This window comes from Thermoanaerobacterium sp. PSU-2 (assembly GCF_002102475.1).
GTDB lineage: Bacteria > Bacillota > Thermoanaerobacteria > Thermoanaerobacterales > Thermoanaerobacteraceae > Thermoanaerobacterium.
Window position 1 is genome coordinate 1 of sequence record NZ_MSQD01000002.1, and the last position, 17,309, is coordinate 17,309.

Sequence of the window (17,309 nt, forward strand, 5' to 3'; positions counted from 1 at the left end):
TGAGGTACATTGTAAAATATCCAGACGTAGTGAATAATACGTTGATAATTTCGCCTCCACAATGCGGCAAAACAACACTTATAAGAGATATAGCTCGCAATATTAGCAATGGAATGCCTGAATTGAATTTTCGTGGAGAGAAAGTATCAATTGTAGATGAAAGATCAGAAATAGCTGCATGTTTTAAAGGCATTCCGCAAAACGATGTAGGATACCGAACGGATGTATTGGATTTATGTCCAAAGCATATTGGCATTTTAATGATGATAAGATCTATGTCACCAAAAGTCATAATAACTGACGAAATAGGTAAAGTTGAAGATATAGCATCTATTCACGAAGCACTTAATGCAGGAGTAAGTATAATTACGACAGTCCATGGAAATGACGTAGAAGATGTAGCGAGGAAAAAGTACATTGATGAAATGTTAAATAATAGAGAATTTGATAGGTATGTGATTTTAAGCCGTAAATTAGGAGCAGGCACTATAGAAGCCATTCTTGACAGAGATTTTAATACGATTTTTAAAGGCCCTTATAGAAAGGAATGTAAGACAATATGCTGAAGATCGTTGGAATGGTTTTAGTTTTAATTTCCTCTGCTATGATAGGTTATATGAAATCACTTAAATATACATTAAGACGACAAACGTTAAGGTCTTTTTTATCCAGCCTAAACTTACTCATAACTGAAATAACCTACAGCCAAGTAACATTGTCTGAAGCATTTGCTAAATTGTCTGAAACATCAGAATCAGGCGTAGGAAGATTTTTTTTATTAGTATCTCAAATTTTAAATTCTAATGAAGGGTATACGGCTGGTGAAGCGTGGGAAATTGCCCTTAATAAAGTTGAAAATATAAATTTAAGTCAAGATGACATAAAAATACTAAAATCGTTCGGCAATGGCCTCGGGAATTCAGATATATATAATCAAGAAAAGAATTTTAAATTGGCTTCTGAGTTATTAAAAAAACAGCTTATTGACGCTGAGGAGTCAAGCAGAAAAAATGAAAGATTGTATAAGAGCCTTGGCATATTGATAGGAATTGCTGTAGTTATCATATTTCTATAGAGGGAGGTAGTGATTTTGAGCATAGATATAATTTTTAAAATTGCTGCAATCGGAATCTTAGTTACCGTTCTTAATCAAATTCTTATAAGGTCTGGGAGAGAGGAACAAGCCATGATGGTTACATTAGCAGGAGTAGTAGTTGTGTTGATGATGGTAATTACAATGATCAACAATCTATTTACTGCCGTAAAAACAATATTTCAGTTGTATTGAATATATTAACAAACGAAAGGAAATCTTTTATGGAAATCATTCAGATTGTAGCAATTGGTATCATATGTGTAATAATCCTTTCACTGTTTAGAGAGAATTTTGAAGATGTGGCGATCATAATAAGTTTATCAGCCAGCATACTTATATTTTTTATCATAGTCCCAAAAATCAGCAATATAATAACGGTTTTAAATACAATTGCAGACAAAAGCGGCATAAACAGCATTTACGTAAAAACAATTCTTAAAATAATAGGAGTCGCATATATTGCAGAATTAGGAGTACAGATTTCAAATGATGCAGATGAAAAAAATATAGCTACAAAGATCGAATTAGCAGGGAAAATAATAATCATTTTTTTGTCTCTTCCAATTATTATAGCATTGGTGGACACTATTGTCTCCATACTGCCGTGAGGTGATAAACATGAGAAAAGCTTTATGTTTAATTTTCATATTAATGACAATATCAATGTTTCCAATAAAGATTTACGCTGACACAAAAGACGATTTATACAGCCAAATAAGCAATGCAGATACAAGTCAAATTGACTCATTGATCAAGGGAATAAATGAGAAGAATGGCAATGCGTTTCAAATAACAGACGTTAAAACATATTTGTACAATCTTTTAAATGGAAAGGAGACATTTAGCGTTAAAAACATTGTCAATGGTGTACTAAATATTTTTTTCAATGAAGTCAAAGCATCCGTTGAAATTTTAGTACAGCTTATCCTATTATCGATTATCGGTGCTGTACTAACTAATTTAGAAAATTCGTTTGAAAATGGAGGCATAAGCCAAGTAGCCCATATAGCTGTCTACATTGTCTTAGTTATAGTTGCGATTAAAAGCTTTATGAGCGTTTTAAATATTGGAAAAGATGCGATAGATAGTATGGTCAATTTTATGCAAGCAATATTGCCGGTTTTGATTACCATGTTGGCTTCGGTTGGTGCTTTTGTATCTGCTTCCTTTTTTCAGCCAGCATTGGTAATGGTTGTCGAATTTACAGCCAAAGAAATAAGAGATTTTATTCTTCCTGCAATTTTATTTATGACGGCAATTAGGATAATAAGCCGAATTTCTGATAAATTTACTTTAAACAAACTTGCAGATTTATTTAAAACAATTTGTACAGCGTCAATTTCAATATTACTAAGCATTTTTATAGGTGTTTTAACTATTCAAGGCATTACATCATCATTAGCGGATGGGGTAATTTCGCGAACAACTAAATACGCAGTAGGAACATTTCTGCCAGTTGTAGGTAGCATATTATCTGATAGCATAGATACAATTATGAGTGCATCGCTTCTAATAAAGGGTGCAATAAGCACTTTTGGATTGATAGCTATAATTTTAATGGCTATAGTACCAATCATAAAGATATTTTCAGTAATGATTATATACAAACTTTCTGCCGCAGTCGTAGAGCCCATTGCTGACAAAAAAATAGTTGATTTTTTGTCTGATATTTCAACATCTGTTGCATATGTGTTTGCTGCATTAGTATCTGTAACCGTAATGATGTTTTTAGCCATAACAGCCGTAATTAACGCATCAAGTATCAGCGTCATGATGAGATAGGTTACAAAGGGGATGAATTTCTTGGATGAAGTAAAAAGATGGATAATTCAAATAGCGTATATTTCAATATTGGCTATAATATTTGAACTTTTAATACCATCGTCAAGCATGAAAAAATACGTAAAGGTAGTAATAGGTCTGACAATCATGATCGCAATCATAAATCCAGTATTAGGATTTATTAAAAGCGGTATCAACATAAATAGTGCTTTAGAAAAAGAGTATAACTATAACAATGTAGACATAAGTGGAATGACTAAGCAAGCGGAGGTGGAAAGAAATAAGCTTATAGTCGATGAGTATAAAAAAAGGCTAAATGATCAGATAAAAGAGAGAATATTATCTATGGTAAGTGCCTCTGATGTAGAGGTGGAATCATCAATAATTGACGATTTAAATGATAAGAGATTTGGAATAGTAAAAGAAATCAAGATAACAATTTTTAATGACAAAAATGAAACATCAAACGGCAGCGGAAATATTTCAATTGAAGTGAGTAAAGCAAATGAAAAGACGAGTAAGATTGATAACATCAAAAACGATTTAAGTAAATTCTATAATGTACCATTAAAGAATATAACTATAGAGGAAAGATAAAATGAAAGGGGGATAAAATTGTGGATTTTAATAAACTAAAGCAAAAAATTTTAAAAGCTGATAATAAGACTATACAAGATTTGACTGTAATTTTCATTATTGGTTTGATTATTTTGATTGGGGCCAGCATCTTTTTTAAGCCTAAACCAACAAATAAAAGTTCAGATAAACAAATGGTTGAAACGCAAATCACAAATGATGATTATGCAAGTAAATTGGAATCTGAATTAAAGGAAATACTATCCAGAATTCATGGAGCTGGCAATGTAGATGTGCTTGTCACTTTGGACTCTGATGAAGAAATAGTAGCAGCTATGGATACAGTACAATCAGAAACTACCACCAACGAAAAGGACAGCAATGGAGGCACGAGGACAACCATTCAAAGTGAGACGGATAACAAAATTGTTACTTCACAAAATACCAGTGGAGAAAATCAACCTATGATATTAAAAAAAGTAATGCCTGAGGTAAGGGGTGTTGTCGTCGTCGCTGATGGCGCAAAAGATCCAAATGTTCAATATGAACTTATGACGGCTGTTGAGACAGCATTGGGCATTCCCGCATATAAAGTTAAAGTCGTATCTTCAAAATAAAATTTAGGAGGGTCTATTATGATGTATTTAAAGAAAAAATCTATAGCAATAGCATCATTGGTCTTGCTTATAGCGATAGCTTTTGTAATCAATTATAATTATCAAAACGGAATTAATAAAAATACTTCAAGCAAAAATAGCTTAAATTCACAATTGATAGACAATAGCAAGGTTTCTAGTTCTTCATCAGCTAATGAGCAATCCGAAGCGACAACAGCATTGTCCAGTGGTTTATTTGCTTCATATAGACAGGACAGGGATATTAACAGAAGCCGTAGTTTAGAAGCTTTACAAGAGATAGTAAATAACAAGAATACAAGCCAGGAAACGCGGGATGAAGCTCAAAAACAGATTATCAAGTTGACAGAGACGAATCAGAAGGAATTGATATTAGAGAATTTGATCAAAGCAAAGGGATTTCAAGACGCCATAGTTTTGATTGACAACAATACTGCAAATGTGATAGTGCAAGCTGATAAATTATCGGCACAGGAAGTTGCAAAAATACAAGATGTTGTATCTCAACAAACAGGTTTTCCTCTTGACAACATAAAAATAATGAATAGAATGAATTAGTCATAATTGTAAAATATTTGATTGTCTGATATAATATCTATTGAAAGGAAGTGTTATTATGGAGGAAAATATAAGCCAAGAACTTGAATTTGGAACGATTAAAATATCAGATGATGTTGTTGCTGTTATAGCTGGGTTAGCTGCTACAGAAGTTCCTGGTGTTGCAGGAATGAGCGGTGGAGTTGTCAATGGAATAACTGAAATGTTAGGACGGAAGAATTTGTCAAAAGGTGTGAAGGTACAAGTTGGTGAAAAAGAAGCGGCCATTGATTTGTACATCGTAGTTGACTATGGTGTTAGAATACCTGAAATAGCTTGGAATGTTCAAGAAAATGTTAAGAAGGCAATAGAAACAATGACAGGACTTAAAGTTGTAGAAGTAAACATACATATTCAAGGAGTAAACATGGAAAAAGAACAAAAATCCAAAGAGCCTCCAAAAGAAAATAAATGATATTTAAACCCTCTTAATGCAGAGGGTTAATTTTAATGGGTAAAATTACGATTAGAGGAGTTGAAAAATGTGAACAGAACGCAAGCTCGAGAATGGTTAGTAAAACTATTATATCAATACGATATATCGAAGTTGGAGCCACAAAAAATTTTTGATAAATTCCTTGAAGACAATGATCCAGAGGATGAGAAAGACTATATAGAAAATACGTTTTTTGGAGTAATTAAAAATGTTGATAATATTGATGAAAAAATTAAAAAATATCTTAAAAATTGGGATATTAATAGAATAGCAAAAATTGATTTAGCAATAATGCGGTGCAGTTTCTATGAAATACTGTATTCTACTGATATACCAAGCAGTGTTTCTATTAATGAAGCAGTGGAAATCGCTAAGAAGTACAGCACTGAGAAATCGCCGGCTTTTATAAACGGAATTTTGGGAAATTTAGTAAGGGATATTATTAGCGGTGATGCAAATGGTGATTGATGGCAGAAATATTGCGAAATCAATAAGAGAAAAAGTAAAGTCTGAGATATTTGAAAAAAATTACCATCCAAAACTTGCGATTCTCGTTGCTGGAAATGATGAAGCTTCATTGATATACGCGAATACTAAAATTAAAGCTTGTGCAAATGTAGGTATTGATGCTTATACGTATTTCTTTACCAATGATGAAGAAGATAAATTTTTAAAGAAATTAGATGAGTTAAATACAGATGATAGCATTCATGGTATAATGATAGAAATGCCTCTTCCAAAATCGTATGATGCACAAAGAATTTATGATCTCATTAATCCTATAAAAGATGTAGATTGCATATCGACATACAACATGGGACGCTTATTTTCGGGTAATCCTCTTTATTTGCCATGCACACCTTATGCTATCCTGACGATTTTGAAAAGTTTGGATATTGAGTACACCGGAAAACATGCTGTTGTCGTTGGAAGAAGCAATATATTGGGAAAACCGGTTGCTAAATTGATGCTGGATCTTGACATGACGGTTACTCAATGCCATTCAAAAACATTGAATTTAGAGGAGTATACTAAAACAGCAGATGTGTTAGTATTAGCAGTAGGGAAGAGAAATCTTGTAAATGGGGATATGATAAAAAATGGCGTTGTGTTAATTGATGCTGGGATAAATGAATACAATGGGAAAATTTATGGCGACTGTGATTTTCAAAGTGTAGAGGGTTCATGCAGCTATATAACACCGGTTCCTGGTGGAGTTGGCCCTGTAACGACATCTATAGTTTTGTCAAATACATTGGAGGCATACAAAAATGTTATTAAAAACTCTAACGGTAAAACAAGTTAATGATTATTTAAAAAACATAGTTACAGGTGACATAATATTAAAACATGTAATGGTAAAAGGCGAAATATCAAATTTGTATTTTAGAGGACAAGCACTGTATTTTACATTAGTTGATGAATATTCCTCTTTAAAATGCGTTGTTTTTGAAGATTATATTGATGACATAAATGTAGAAATAAAAAATGGAATGTCTGTAATTGTAACAGGTAAAGTCTACGTTTATGAGAAAAGCAGTTCGTTTCAATTGCATGTTTTTAATATTGAAGTTGAGGGATTAGGTTCTCTTTTTTTATCTTTTGAGAGATTAAAGCAAAAGCTTAAAAGTGAAGGTTTATTTGATTTAGATAGGAAAAAGAATCTTCCCCAAAATCCTAAAAAAATTGCAGTGATTACATCCCCTTCAGGTGCGGCTGTTCACGATATTATAAATATTTTAAGAAGAAGGAAACCGTCGATAGATATTATGGTTGTTCCGATATTAGTTCAGGGGAATAAAGCTTCGTCAGAAATCGTAGATGCCATTATAAAGGTCAATAAAAGAAGTGATGTTGATTTGATTATTTTAGGTAGAGGCGGCGGGTCATTTGAAGATCTCTACCCATTTAATGAGGAAATAGTAGCAAGAGCCATTTATAACTCCAAGATACCCATAATATCTGCTGTAGGACATGAGACTGACTTTACGATAGCTGACTTTGTTGCAGATTTAAGAGCGCCAACGCCATCTGCAGCAGCAGAATTGGCAGTAACTGATGTTAATTTTTACAACGAAAAAATTAAAAACTATAAAAGAAGTTTATATCGCTATATGTTGTCAATAATTGATAAAAAGAGGCATCGTCTTGATAATCTGAAAAAGCTTTTAATAGGAAAAAACCCGATTATCAAAAATAGGCAGATGAAAGAACGTTTAAATACTCTAAAGAGAATTATGGAGGATAGTATCTACAAAATACTGAAAGACAAAAAGCATAAGTATATAAATCTTGTAGAGAAATTAAATGCTTTAAGCCCACTAAATGTTTTAAAGCGCGGATATACGATGACGATGGATAAAGACAAAATCAATTTAGTTACAAAGGCTAATGATATTTCATCAGATGATAAAATACACCTTTTGTTTGAAGATGGCGAAGCACTTTGTACTGTTAATGAGGTGATGAGATATGAGCGAAAATATGGACTTTGAAGAAAGTATGGACAAGTTAGATGATATTGTAAAAAAATTAGAGGATGGCAATCTGCCTTTAGAAGAATCTTTTAAACTATTCAAAGAAGGTCTTGAATTATCCCAAAAATTGAATAAAGCGCTAAACGATATTGAAGGTAAAATAACAATGCTCATTAACGAAAATGAAGAAATACCATTTAATTTTGAGGAGGACAAAGATGTTTGATGACATTCTTAGAGAAAAGATAGAATATATTAATAAAGGGTTAAATGAATTTTTATCATTAACTGATAGGCCAGAAGTCTTGTTTGAAGCTATGAGGTACAGTGTCTTTGCTGGTGGCAAAAGGCTTCGACCTGTACTTTGCATATCTGCTTGCGAATTAGTTGGCGGGAATAAAGAAGATGCACTGGCAGTTGCGTGTGCAATAGAATTTATACATACATATTCGCTAATTCACGATGATTTGCCTGCAATGGACAATGATGATTTAAGGCGTGGAAAACCTACAAATCACAAAGTTTATGGTGAAGCGATTGCGATTCTTGCCGGTGATGCTTTACTAAATTATGGATTTGAAGTGCTGATTCAACAAGCATTGAATTCAAGTAAAAGTCAAAACATTTTGAAGGCTGCCGACGAAATCGCTCGTGCGGCAGGATGCCGTGGAATGATAGCAGGGCAAGTTGTAGATTTATTGTCAGAAAATAAAGAAATAGGCGTAGATGAGTTGAAATTCATGCATGACCATAAAACAGGTGCTTTAATAAAAGCCTCGATTTTGGCGGGAGCGATAATGGGTGGTGCAGATGATGATACTTTAAAAAAATTAAGCAGTTACGCAGAATATTTAGGATTTGCATTTCAGGTAAAAGATGATATTTTAGATGTTCAAGGAGATGAAGCTAAACTCGGGAAAGATATTGGCAGTGATATGGTGAATGGAAAATCCACGTTTGTAAGCGTACTGGGATTACAACGTTCTGTAGATCTTGTAAATGAGTTGACTGAAAAAGCAATTAATATATTAGACGGCTTTGGAGAAAAAGGCGAATTTCTAAAAAGTCTTACCAAATACATGGCAGAGAGAGATAGTTAGAGCATAAGACAGCATAGATTAAATTAACATGTGCAGCATGTTATTATGCAATACATTTAGCCCTTAGCAACAAAACTTGAACAATTATTATATTTGATACAAATACATAAAAATGCTATAATCAATATCGACATGAAGTGGTGCAGTATCCTAGTCGGTATTGTTAATTCCGAAGACGGGCCTAAAAATCCGTTAAAGGCATATCGATGAAGTTCCTGGTGCTGGCTTTTGATGCCCAATCGAGGGCTTGTGCTGGGAGTTAAGAAAAGAGGGGCAACCTGCAATGGCATGTGGGCATTGACCCCCTTTTCGTGGAGACCTATTCCCGTGGCATAATGTGCTACGGCATAGGGTGAACCTACCATGCGGTAATAAAGCTGTGGGTAGTGTAGCCTGCCTTGAGTGATTAAGGTGGCTATCAGACTGAACTTTAACTTAATGAGCTCTTAAGTTAAAGCTATTGCTGATGAAACCTTAGTTGCAAAAGAGGATAGGAATTAACAAACCGTCGAGGAAAGCTCCTAGGCTGCTCGAAGGAGGCATATTGAGGATTACAGTGTGGACTAAGTGGTAATCCAGTCATACTTTTGGCGACAAAGTAGATTCAGGCTTAAAGGGAAACCGCCAAATGGCGACAGTTGGTGCCTGAAGGGGAAACCCTGCTGGACCTAAGCCACAAAATTTACTCAATATGCTACCACTTCAAGTACATAGGAGGATTTTATTAATGAAATCTAAAAAGTTTAATATAAATTACAAGTGGACTATAAATGCCTTCATTTTTAGCTTTATTTTTGCTGTGATATTGAATTTTTCATCGGATGTTCTGTTAAAAAAAAGCAATATAATAATTGCTTTTTTTGTATTGTTAGTTATAGTATTGATAGGAGTTTTATCTGACATAATTGGCATAGCTGTTGCAACAGGATCGGAAGAACCTTTTCACTCCATGGCATCAAATAAGGTTTTTGGAGCTAAGCAATCGATTAAATTGATACGAAATGCGAATATCGTTACGAATATTTGCAACGATATAATTGGTGATATAAGTGGAATAGTATCTGGTGCTGCATTAAGTAGTATAATTGCTAAGTTGTCAATTTCCAGCACTAAAAGCACTATTTATGCGACAGTTTTTGGAGGGATACTATCAGCAGTTACAATTGGTGGTAAATCTTTAGGGAAAAATTTAGGAATGTATAAAAGTCAATCGATCATTTTTGCCGTTGGCATACTTTTGGCTTGGCTTGAAAAAAACACAGGTATAGAATTTTTCCCATCCAATTCTAAGAAAACTAGAAAATAGAAAGTGAGTGAGCACTGTGCTCGAAAAAATTTCTACGCCTAATGATATAAAAAAATGCAGTTTAATTGAGTTAGAAGAGCTTTCAAGTGAGATACGTAGTTTTTTAATAAACCATATTTCTAAGACAGGTGGGCATTTAGCGTCAAATCTTGGAGTAGTTGAATTGACTATTGCACTTCACTATGTTTTTGAATCACCTAAGGACAAGATTATTTGGGACGTAGGACATCAAAGCTATGTGCACAAGATATTAACAGGAAGACGAGACCTCTTTGATACATTGAGAAAATTTGGTGGATTGTCGGGATTTCCCAAGAGAAATGAAAGCGTGCACGACATCTTCGAAACGGGGCATAGCAGTACATCCATATCTGCTGCCTTAGGGATTGCAAAAGCGAGAGATCTAAATAATGAGAAATATTCAGTAATTTCTGTGATAGGTGATGGGGCGCTTACTGGAGGAATGGCTTTTGAAGCTTTAAATGATGCAGGCAGATCTAAGACAAATCTCATAGTAATATTAAATCACAACGAGATGTCTATATCAAAAAACGTGGGGAGCCTTTCACTTTATTTAAGTAGGTTAAGAACAGATCCAAGTTATTTTAGGTTAAAAAAAGATTTAGAGAATATCTTAAACATAATACCACCTATTGGGAAAAGCATCCATAAGTCAATCGAAAAAATAAAGGATTCCATCAAACAACTGGTTGTGCCTGGGATGTTTTTTGAGGAAATGGGCTTTACATATTTAGGACCAATTGACGGTCATGATCTGGATTCCTTAATTGATGTATTAAAAAGAGCAAAAAAAATGAATGGACCTATTTTAATTCATGTGATAACGAAAAAGGGAAAGGGATATGTATTTGCAGAAGATAGTCCGGATAAATTTCATTCCGCTGGAATTTTTGATATAGGAACAGGAGAGTTTAAGAAAAACGCCGACACGTATTCGGATGTGTTTGGTAAAACATTGACTCATTTGGCTGAAAATAATAAAAAGATAGTTGCAATAACTGCTGCAATGCCGGATGGGACAGGATTAAATTACTTTGCTGAAAAGTTCCCAAATAGATTTTATGATGTAGGCATTGCCGAGCAACATGCTGCGACTTTTGCTGCTGGTATGGCAGTAAATGGATATAAGCCTTATTTTGCGGTGTATTCGACTTTTTTGCAAAGAGCATTTGACCAAGTAATACACGATATATGTATTCAAAATCTTCCAGTTGTTTTAGCGGTAGATAGAGCTGGCCTTGTGGGAGAAGATGGTGAAACACACCAAGGTGTTTTTGATATTTCGTACTTGAGAATGATACCAAACATGACAGTTATGGCTCCTAAAGATGCAGATGAATTGGTTGAGATGACGAAATTATCCAGCTTGATAAAAGGACCTTGCGCAATAAGATACCCAAAAGGAAAAGCTGAAAATTATGATATCAATAAAGAACCTAATTTTACATTGGGAGAAGCTGAAGTCGTTAATGTTGGCTCTAACGTAGCGATTTTTGCTCTCGGCAGGATGGTTAAAATTGCATTAAGTGCGTCTTTAAGGCTTAAAAATAATTCCATAAACCCTTATATAGTGAATTTAAGATTTGCTAAGCCTTTAGATATAAACACGATTATAACAATTTCGAAAAAAGTTGATTACATATTTACATTGGAAGACAATGTGCTTATAGGTGGTGTTGGAAGCGCAATATTGGAGTTATTAAATGAAAATAATATACGCAAGAATTTCTACAGATTTGGATTTCCTGACAAATTCATAGAACATGGCGATGTAGAAAGTTTATTTAAAAAATATGGATTAGACAGCGATTCTGTGGCAGAAAAAATAATAGAATTGGTGATGTCATGAAAGATAAAGAAAGAGCAGATTTATTATTGGTACAAAAAGGCTTTTTCACATCAAGAGAAAAAGCTAAAGCTTCTATAATGGCAGGAGAGGTTTTTGCAGATGGGAAAAAGATAAATAAAGCTGGGGATATTATAAGCATTTATTCGAGTTTAGAAATAAAAGGGAAAAGCAACCCTTACGTAAGTCGAGGCGGTTTGAAACTGGAAAAGGCAATCAAATACTTTAATATTGATGTGAAAGACAAAATAGCAATGGATGTGGGCGCATCGACTGGCGGATTTACAGATTGCCTTCTAAAAAATGGGGCAAAAAAAGTTTATGCTATAGATGTAGGGTATGGTCAGCTTGATTGGAGCTTAAGAAACGATGAAAGAGTCATAAATATGGAAAGAACAAATATTCGTTATCTTGATAATTTACCGGATATTATCGATATAATTACAATAGATGTGTCATTTATATCGCTTGGGATAGTTATACCATCTGTAAAAAAATTTCTAAAAAATGGTGGAGAATTAGTATCGCTTATAAAACCACAATTTGAGGCTGGAAGAGAGAAAGTTGGGAAAAATGGGGTTGTAAGAGATAAAAGTGTCCATGTAGAAGTCATAAATAAAATAATAGATGTTTTAAAAGATCTATCATTTAGCGTAAAAGGTATTACTTTTTCGCCTATAAAAGGACCAGAAGGTAATATAGAGTATCTGATTTATGCAAAAAATGAAAAAGATGTGGACTCTGATCTTGATGTAGAAGGATTAGTAGAACTGTCTCACAATACTCTTAATGAAAATAAAAAGTAGAATAAAGAAGGAAAATAAAAAGTTTTGTAGAATTATGAATTTATGATACTGATTATGTGGTGATTAAATGAAAAACATTTGTGTTATGCCGAATATTCATAAGGACAAAAATTTAAGGACTACGAGAAGTTTAGTGGAGTGGATTATCCAACATGGATATACACCAATATTAAACGAGATTGTCGCACAGAAAATCGGCTTTTCCGAATATGGCAAAAGTGGAACAGAGATTTTTGAAAAAAGTGATTTTATTGTGGCATTAGGGGGAGATGGGACAATTTTAAACGTTGCCAGACAATGTGCATCTTTTTCTACACCTATCCTTGGAGTAAATTTGGGACACTTAGGTTTTTTAGCGGAAGTTGATGCTGAAAATGTAGTTGAAGCAGTAGAAAAAATTGTCAACAATGAATTTTTCATAGACAAAAGGATGATGTTGGAAGCAAGTATAATCAAAGAGAATATGGAGGCAGTTAATCTTATAGCTTTAAATGACATTGTGGTAACAAGGGGCTCTTTTTCCAGAATGGTTAAATTAAAAGTATTTGTGAATGAACAGTACGTTAATACATACCTTGCTGATGGGATAATTATATCTAGCCCTACAGGTTCAACAGCATATTCTTTGTCAGCAGGTGGACCGATAGTGTATCCCAATTTGGAATTGTTTGTAATAACGCCTATATGTCCTCATACACTACATTCAAGGTCTATTATAGTATCGGAAAAAGATAAAGTGAAGCTTGTTATAGTAGGTGAAAATCAAGATGTAATGGTAACAACAGATGGACAACAAGGCTACAAACTAAACAGTGGTGATACAATTTATGTAAAAAAAAGCAATAGATACACTAATTTGATACGCTTAAAAAGCATGAACTTTTTCGAACTTCTGCGCAGTAAATTATCAGAGAGGAATTTCAACATTTAATGAGGAGTGTTGTTGATGATGAAGTTAGCAAGACATGCAAAGATTCTTGAAATAATAAGTAAAAATGAAATTGAAACACAAGAAGAATTGGCAGACGCCCTTCAAAAAGAAGGCATAAAAGTCACACAAGCTACAGTATCCAGGGATATAAAAGAGTTAAGGCTCATAAAAGTATTGAGTGCAGACGGCAAAAAGTACAAATATGCGCCAATGAAAAATCAAGATACCAAAGTAACTGACAAATTGGTTGCACTTCTGTCTGGAATAGTAGGAATAGATTATGCTGGAAATACTATAGTAATTAAAACACTTTCTGGAACTGCACCTGCTGCTGCAGAAGCTTTGGATACATTAAATTGGAATGAGGTAGTAGGAACTCTTGCAGGAGATAATACTATATTTATGCTTGTGAGATCAGAAGATGCCGTCAAAGAAATTATAGACAGAATTAATGAATTGATTAAATGAATGTTTTTTAAGGGGGATTACGATGATCCTTGCATTGAACATAAAAAATATAGCTTTAATCGATGAAGCTGAAATTGATTTTGACGATGGCTTAAATATTCTTACTGGTGAAACAGGTGCCGGTAAATCTATAGTTATAGATTCAATGATGCTTTTGCTGGGTGGGAGAGCAAACAAAGATATTATCCGGAATGGTGCTCAAAAGGCTACAGTTGAAGGTGTTTTTTTGGTAGATTCAAACACTGATGTTATAAATAAGATTTTAGATGAAGCAGGCATTGAATACGAGGATGATGACACACTGGTTATTAGCAGAGATATAACAGAAAACGGAAGAAACTACTGCAGGGTTAATGGTAGAATAGTTCCTTTATCTTTTTTAAGCAAATTGGGAACGTATTTGGTTGACATATTAGGCCAACACGAGCATCAATTTCTGTTAGATAGCAGTAAGCATTTGTCAATTTTAGATAATTTTCAAGATAAGAATTTTTTTGATTTAAAAGACACGTTGAGAGATTTATTAACTGAATACAACATTCTCAATAAAAGGCTAAAGGAATTTTATTCAGATGACAAAGAGAAGATGTCAAAAATAGATCTTCTTAAGTATCAGATAAATGAAATAGAATCTGCAAAGATAAAAAAGGGAGAAGAAGAAAATTTACTTGAAAGGCGAAACATATTAATCAATTCAGAGAAATTATTTAATTCTATGAATGAATGCTACAATTTGCTTTATAAAGGTGTTAATGATAATACATCGATTTTAGATAACCTCAGCACTGTATTAAAAAATCTGGATGCATCGTATAAAATAGACAAAAGGCTTGAAAAATTGAAAGAGATGATTCAAACTGCTTTATATACATTAGATGATTGTTCTATTCAAATCAGAGATTATGTTGAGAATATTAATTTTGATGCAGACGAATTAAATGAAATTGAAAAAAGGTTGGACATACTGGGGAATTTAAAGAGAAAATACGGAAGGACGATTGAAGAAATAATTAGATATAAAGAAGAAAAAAATAATGAACTTACAAAGCTATTAAATGCGGAAGAAGAAATATATAAGATAAACAAAGAAAAAGAAGAAATTATGCAGAAAATTAAAGCGATTTCTGATGAAATACATAAAAGGAGAAAAAATGTAGCAGATTTTCTTGAAAAGAAAATAAGTGATGTCTTAAGCGAATTAAATATGCCAAATACAATTTTCAAAGTCGATATTAGAAAAAGAGATGTACCAAATGAGAATGGTATGGATGAAGTGGAGTTTTTAATATCAACTAATATCGGTGAACCTTTAAAGCCGCTTGATAAAATAGCGTCTGGCGGTGAGCTATCGAGAATTATGTTGGCTTTAAAGACAATTTTGGCCGACTTTGATGGCATATCTACATTGATATTTGATGAAGTAGATACAGGAATAAGCGGCAAAGCAGCCCAATCTGTGGCACAGAAAATAGCTTTGATTTCAAGAAATCGCCAGGTTATATGTGTGACACATCTCCCTCAAATAACATCTATGGCTGATTCACATTTTAAAATTTCAAAGGAATTTGACAAAGACAAAACTTACATAAAAATTGAAAAATTAGATTATGAAGGAAAAATAAAAGAATTATCGAGAATAATCAGTGGTTCTGTTGTTACAAACACTACTTACAGTCATTCAAAGGAGCTAATTGATTTGGCAGAAAACTACAAAAAAAGTTTAATTTAAAGATGCGGTTTAAAGCCGTATTTTTTTTATTTTGCCATTAGAAAAAAAGTCATTAATTGACTTAGAAATCTAACTTTTTATTGACAGTATATAAATCATTCTAAAAGGTTAATTTAATCATAGCAAATTTATTTGAGGGAGTGATTAAATTGAATCGCAATAAAATTAAATATTTAATTTTTGCTTTTTTATCCGCTTTAATAATATATATAAATTATACACCTGCAATTAAGAGTGTTTACCAGACTCCCAACTATTATAAATTTTTTGAAGGAGAAAAAGTAAAATTTAATTTTAATTTACCACTTAAAGTAGGCTTTTATACAGATAGACAAGGCATTGTTAAAATAGATAATGATGAAGGCGGCAATAATATTTTAAATCTTGATAAACCATTTTCTGTTGAAACGCTAAACCGTGGTAAAGTGAATATAAATTTCAGGTTATTTGGGATATTTCCAATAAAAAGTATTTATGTTGATGTGATACCAACAATAAAGGTAATTCCTGGTGGCGATTCAATTGGAGTTAAGCTTAACACAAAAGGAGCCCTTGTAGTTGGATATTCTGATATAATAGGAACAGATGATAAAATTTACAGTCCATACAGAGAGGGGAAAATACAAATAGGTGATATAATTCTTGAAGTTAATAATATAAAGATTAACTCTGCTGATGATATAACAGACATTATAAATAAGCAAAAAGATACAATGGTAACACTTAAAATAAGTAGAAAAGGCAATATTGTTTATTCAAAATTACATCCGGTTTTGGCTAAAGATGATCAAAAGTATAAGCTGGGATTGTGGGTAAGAGATCATACGGCAGGTATTGGAACGTTGACATTTTACACTGAAGATAAAAAATATTATGCTGCTTTAGGACATGCTATTACCGATATAGACACAGGAGATATTCTGTCGGTTAACAACGGACAAATAATGAAGTCCAAAATAACATCTGTAAGTAAAGGGAAAAGAAGCAGTCCTGGAGAGCTTAGAGGTATTTTTTTAGAGGAAGTTGACACAATAGGTGATATTGAAAAAAATACAGAGTATGGCATATATGGGAATATAATCAATCCAAGTGGTATAAGTTTAAAACCAATACCGATAGGTTATCAATCACAAGTTGTTGAAGGACCAGCAAAAATCCTTACGACAATAGATAATACGGGAGTAAAGGAATTTGACATTCAGATACTAAAAAAAGTAGAACAAAAGAATCCAAATCAAAAAGGGATGATAATAAAAATTGTTGATAAAGAATTGCTAGATAAAACAGGTGGTATTGTCCAAGGAATGAGTGGAAGTCCAATTATACAAAATGGAAAGCTTATAGGCGCTGTGACACATGTTTTTGTTAATGACCCAACTAAAGGATATGCAGTATATGCTGAATGGATGATAAATGAAATGGAAAATTTACACCATGACGAAAATGTGTTTAAGAATTAGGGATTACATTTTTCCCTAATTTTTTTATTGTTAAAAGAAGGAA

The 17,309-nt window shown here is 33.1% G+C and carries 21 protein-coding genes; all 21 read left to right on the top strand.

The window, feature by feature from the left end:
• A partial coding sequence (locus tag BVF91_RS01950) for an AAA ATPase domain-containing protein (RefSeq protein ID WP_502688650.1) occupies positions 1-566 on the top strand: 566 nt, incomplete at its 5' end.
• A complete protein-coding gene (gene spoIIIAB, locus BVF91_RS01955; protein ID WP_085111866.1) occupies positions 560-1,075 on the top strand; it encodes a stage III sporulation protein SpoIIIAB in 516 nt (171 codons plus the stop codon). The genes BVF91_RS01950 and spoIIIAB, both read left to right, overlap by 7 nt.
• A 15-nt stretch (positions 1,076-1,090) precedes the next feature.
• Positions 1,091-1,288 carry a stage III sporulation protein AC gene (spoIIIAC, locus tag BVF91_RS01960; RefSeq protein WP_013787952.1) on the top strand — a complete coding sequence of 66 codons (198 nt, stop codon included), beginning with the start codon at positions 1,091-1,093 and terminating at the stop codon, positions 1,286-1,288.
• Between the two features lie 29 nt (positions 1,289-1,317).
• Positions 1,318-1,704: a stage III sporulation protein AD gene (gene spoIIIAD / locus BVF91_RS01965; protein ID WP_013787953.1), complete on the top strand. Its 387-nt coding sequence runs from the start codon at positions 1,318-1,320 to the stop codon at positions 1,702-1,704.
• Positions 1,705-1,714: 10 nt separating this feature from the next.
• Positions 1,715-2,878 carry a stage III sporulation protein AE gene (spoIIIAE, locus tag BVF91_RS01970; protein ID WP_085111867.1) on the top strand — a complete coding sequence of 388 codons (1,164 nt, stop codon included), beginning with the start codon at positions 1,715-1,717 and terminating at the stop codon, positions 2,876-2,878.
• A gap of 12 nt (positions 2,879-2,890) precedes the next feature.
• Positions 2,891-3,475: a stage III sporulation protein AF gene (spoIIIAF, locus tag BVF91_RS01975; RefSeq protein ID WP_085111868.1), complete on the top strand. Its 585-nt coding sequence runs from the start codon at positions 2,891-2,893 to the stop codon at positions 3,473-3,475.
• 20 nt (positions 3,476-3,495) lie between these two features.
• Positions 3,496-4,071: a stage III sporulation protein AG gene (gene spoIIIAG, locus BVF91_RS01980; protein WP_085111869.1), complete on the top strand. Its 576-nt coding sequence runs from the start codon at positions 3,496-3,498 to the stop codon at positions 4,069-4,071.
• 18 nt (positions 4,072-4,089) lie between these two features.
• Positions 4,090-4,647 (top strand): SpoIIIAH-like family protein, encoded by a 558-nt coding sequence (locus BVF91_RS01985; RefSeq protein WP_206198998.1) that lies wholly within the window; start codon positions 4,090-4,092, stop codon positions 4,645-4,647.
• 58 nt (positions 4,648-4,705) lie between these two features.
• Entirely contained in the window at positions 4,706-5,101 is a 396-nt protein-coding gene (locus BVF91_RS01990) for an Asp23/Gls24 family envelope stress response protein (RefSeq protein WP_013787958.1), read from the top strand.
• A 69-nt stretch (positions 5,102-5,170) separates the two neighbouring features.
• A complete protein-coding gene (gene nusB, locus BVF91_RS01995; protein WP_085111870.1) occupies positions 5,171-5,590 on the top strand; it encodes a transcription antitermination factor NusB in 420 nt (139 codons plus the stop codon).
• Positions 5,580-6,428: a bifunctional 5,10-methylenetetrahydrofolate dehydrogenase/5,10-methenyltetrahydrofolate cyclohydrolase gene (locus BVF91_RS02000; protein ID WP_085112039.1), complete on the top strand. Its 849-nt coding sequence runs from the start codon at positions 5,580-5,582 to the stop codon at positions 6,426-6,428. Before nusB ends, BVF91_RS02000 begins: the two co-directional genes overlap by 11 nt.
• Positions 6,394-7,617 (top strand): exodeoxyribonuclease VII large subunit, encoded by a 1,224-nt coding sequence (gene xseA, locus BVF91_RS02005; protein ID WP_085111871.1) that lies wholly within the window; start codon positions 6,394-6,396, stop codon positions 7,615-7,617. The genes BVF91_RS02000 and xseA overlap by 35 nt, the downstream gene beginning before the upstream one ends.
• The gene (xseB, locus tag BVF91_RS02010) at positions 7,595-7,825 is read left to right on the top strand and encodes an exodeoxyribonuclease VII small subunit (protein ID WP_085111872.1); all 231 of its coding nucleotides are present in this window, start codon (positions 7,595-7,597) and stop codon (positions 7,823-7,825) included. The genes xseA and xseB overlap by 23 nt, the downstream gene beginning before the upstream one ends.
• The gene (locus tag BVF91_RS02015) at positions 7,818-8,699 is read left to right on the top strand and encodes a polyprenyl synthetase family protein (RefSeq protein WP_085111873.1); all 882 of its coding nucleotides are present in this window, start codon (positions 7,818-7,820) and stop codon (positions 8,697-8,699) included. Before xseB ends, BVF91_RS02015 begins: the two co-directional genes overlap by 8 nt.
• A 727-nt stretch (positions 8,700-9,426) precedes the next feature.
• The gene (locus tag BVF91_RS02020; RefSeq protein WP_085111874.1) at positions 9,427-10,005 is read left to right on the top strand and encodes a hypothetical protein; all 579 of its coding nucleotides are present in this window, start codon (positions 9,427-9,429) and stop codon (positions 10,003-10,005) included.
• Between the two features lie 16 nt (positions 10,006-10,021).
• Positions 10,022-11,875 (top strand): 1-deoxy-D-xylulose-5-phosphate synthase, encoded by a 1,854-nt coding sequence (gene dxs / locus BVF91_RS02025; protein WP_085111875.1) that lies wholly within the window; start codon positions 10,022-10,024, stop codon positions 11,873-11,875.
• Positions 11,872-12,678, top strand: a complete 807-nt coding sequence (locus BVF91_RS02030; RefSeq protein WP_085111876.1) for a TlyA family RNA methyltransferase — start codon at positions 11,872-11,874, stop codon at positions 12,676-12,678. Before dxs ends, BVF91_RS02030 begins: the two co-directional genes overlap by 4 nt.
• Positions 12,679-12,745: 67 nt before the next feature.
• Complete coding sequence (locus BVF91_RS02035; RefSeq protein WP_085111877.1) at positions 12,746-13,609, top strand: NAD(+)/NADH kinase; 864 nt, start codon at positions 12,746-12,748, stop codon at positions 13,607-13,609.
• A gap of 15 nt (positions 13,610-13,624) precedes the next feature.
• A complete protein-coding gene (locus tag BVF91_RS02040) occupies positions 13,625-14,077 on the top strand; it encodes an arginine repressor (protein ID WP_014758779.1) in 453 nt (150 codons plus the stop codon).
• A gap of 22 nt (positions 14,078-14,099) precedes the next feature.
• Positions 14,100-15,806: a DNA repair protein RecN gene (gene recN / locus BVF91_RS02045; RefSeq protein ID WP_085111878.1), complete on the top strand. Its 1,707-nt coding sequence runs from the start codon at positions 14,100-14,102 to the stop codon at positions 15,804-15,806.
• 149 nt (positions 15,807-15,955) lie between these two features.
• A complete protein-coding gene (gene spoIVB / locus BVF91_RS02050) occupies positions 15,956-17,266 on the top strand; it encodes a SpoIVB peptidase (protein WP_085111879.1) in 1,311 nt (436 codons plus the stop codon).
• Positions 17,267-17,309: the final 43 nt, after the last annotated feature.

What these genes read in the sequence shown, in the direction of transcription:
- spoIIIAB (WP_085111866.1), top strand. Translation starts at nt 560, where the DNA reads ATGCTGAAGATCGTTGGAATGGTTTTAGTTTTAATTTCCTCTGCTATG.
- spoIIIAD (WP_013787953.1), top strand. Translation starts at nt 1,318, where the DNA reads ATGGAAATCATTCAGATTGTAGCAATTGGTATCATATGTGTAATAATC.
- spoIIIAE (WP_085111867.1), top strand. Translation starts at nt 1,715, where the DNA reads ATGAGAAAAGCTTTATGTTTAATTTTCATATTAATGACAATATCAATG.
- spoIIIAF (WP_085111868.1), top strand. Translation starts at nt 2,891, where the DNA reads ATGAATTTCTTGGATGAAGTAAAAAGATGGATAATTCAAATAGCGTAT.
- BVF91_RS01985 (WP_206198998.1), top strand. Translation starts at nt 4,090, where the DNA reads ATGATGTATTTAAAGAAAAAATCTATAGCAATAGCATCATTGGTCTTG.
- BVF91_RS01990 (WP_013787958.1), top strand. Translation starts at nt 4,706, where the DNA reads ATGGAGGAAAATATAAGCCAAGAACTTGAATTTGGAACGATTAAAATA.
- BVF91_RS02000 (WP_085112039.1), top strand. Translation starts at nt 5,580, where the DNA reads ATGGTGATTGATGGCAGAAATATTGCGAAATCAATAAGAGAAAAAGTA.
- xseA (WP_085111871.1), top strand. Translation starts at nt 6,394, where the DNA reads ATGTTATTAAAAACTCTAACGGTAAAACAAGTTAATGATTATTTAAAA.
- xseB (WP_085111872.1), top strand. Translation starts at nt 7,595, where the DNA reads ATGAGCGAAAATATGGACTTTGAAGAAAGTATGGACAAGTTAGATGAT.
- BVF91_RS02015 (WP_085111873.1), top strand. Translation starts at nt 7,818, where the DNA reads ATGTTTGATGACATTCTTAGAGAAAAGATAGAATATATTAATAAAGGG.
- BVF91_RS02020 (WP_085111874.1), top strand. Translation starts at nt 9,427, where the DNA reads ATGAAATCTAAAAAGTTTAATATAAATTACAAGTGGACTATAAATGCC.
- BVF91_RS02030 (WP_085111876.1), top strand. Translation starts at nt 11,872, where the DNA reads ATGAAAGATAAAGAAAGAGCAGATTTATTATTGGTACAAAAAGGCTTT.
- BVF91_RS02035 (WP_085111877.1), top strand. Translation starts at nt 12,746, where the DNA reads ATGAAAAACATTTGTGTTATGCCGAATATTCATAAGGACAAAAATTTA.
- BVF91_RS02040 (WP_014758779.1), top strand. Translation starts at nt 13,625, where the DNA reads ATGATGAAGTTAGCAAGACATGCAAAGATTCTTGAAATAATAAGTAAA.
- recN (WP_085111878.1), top strand. Translation starts at nt 14,100, where the DNA reads ATGATCCTTGCATTGAACATAAAAAATATAGCTTTAATCGATGAAGCT.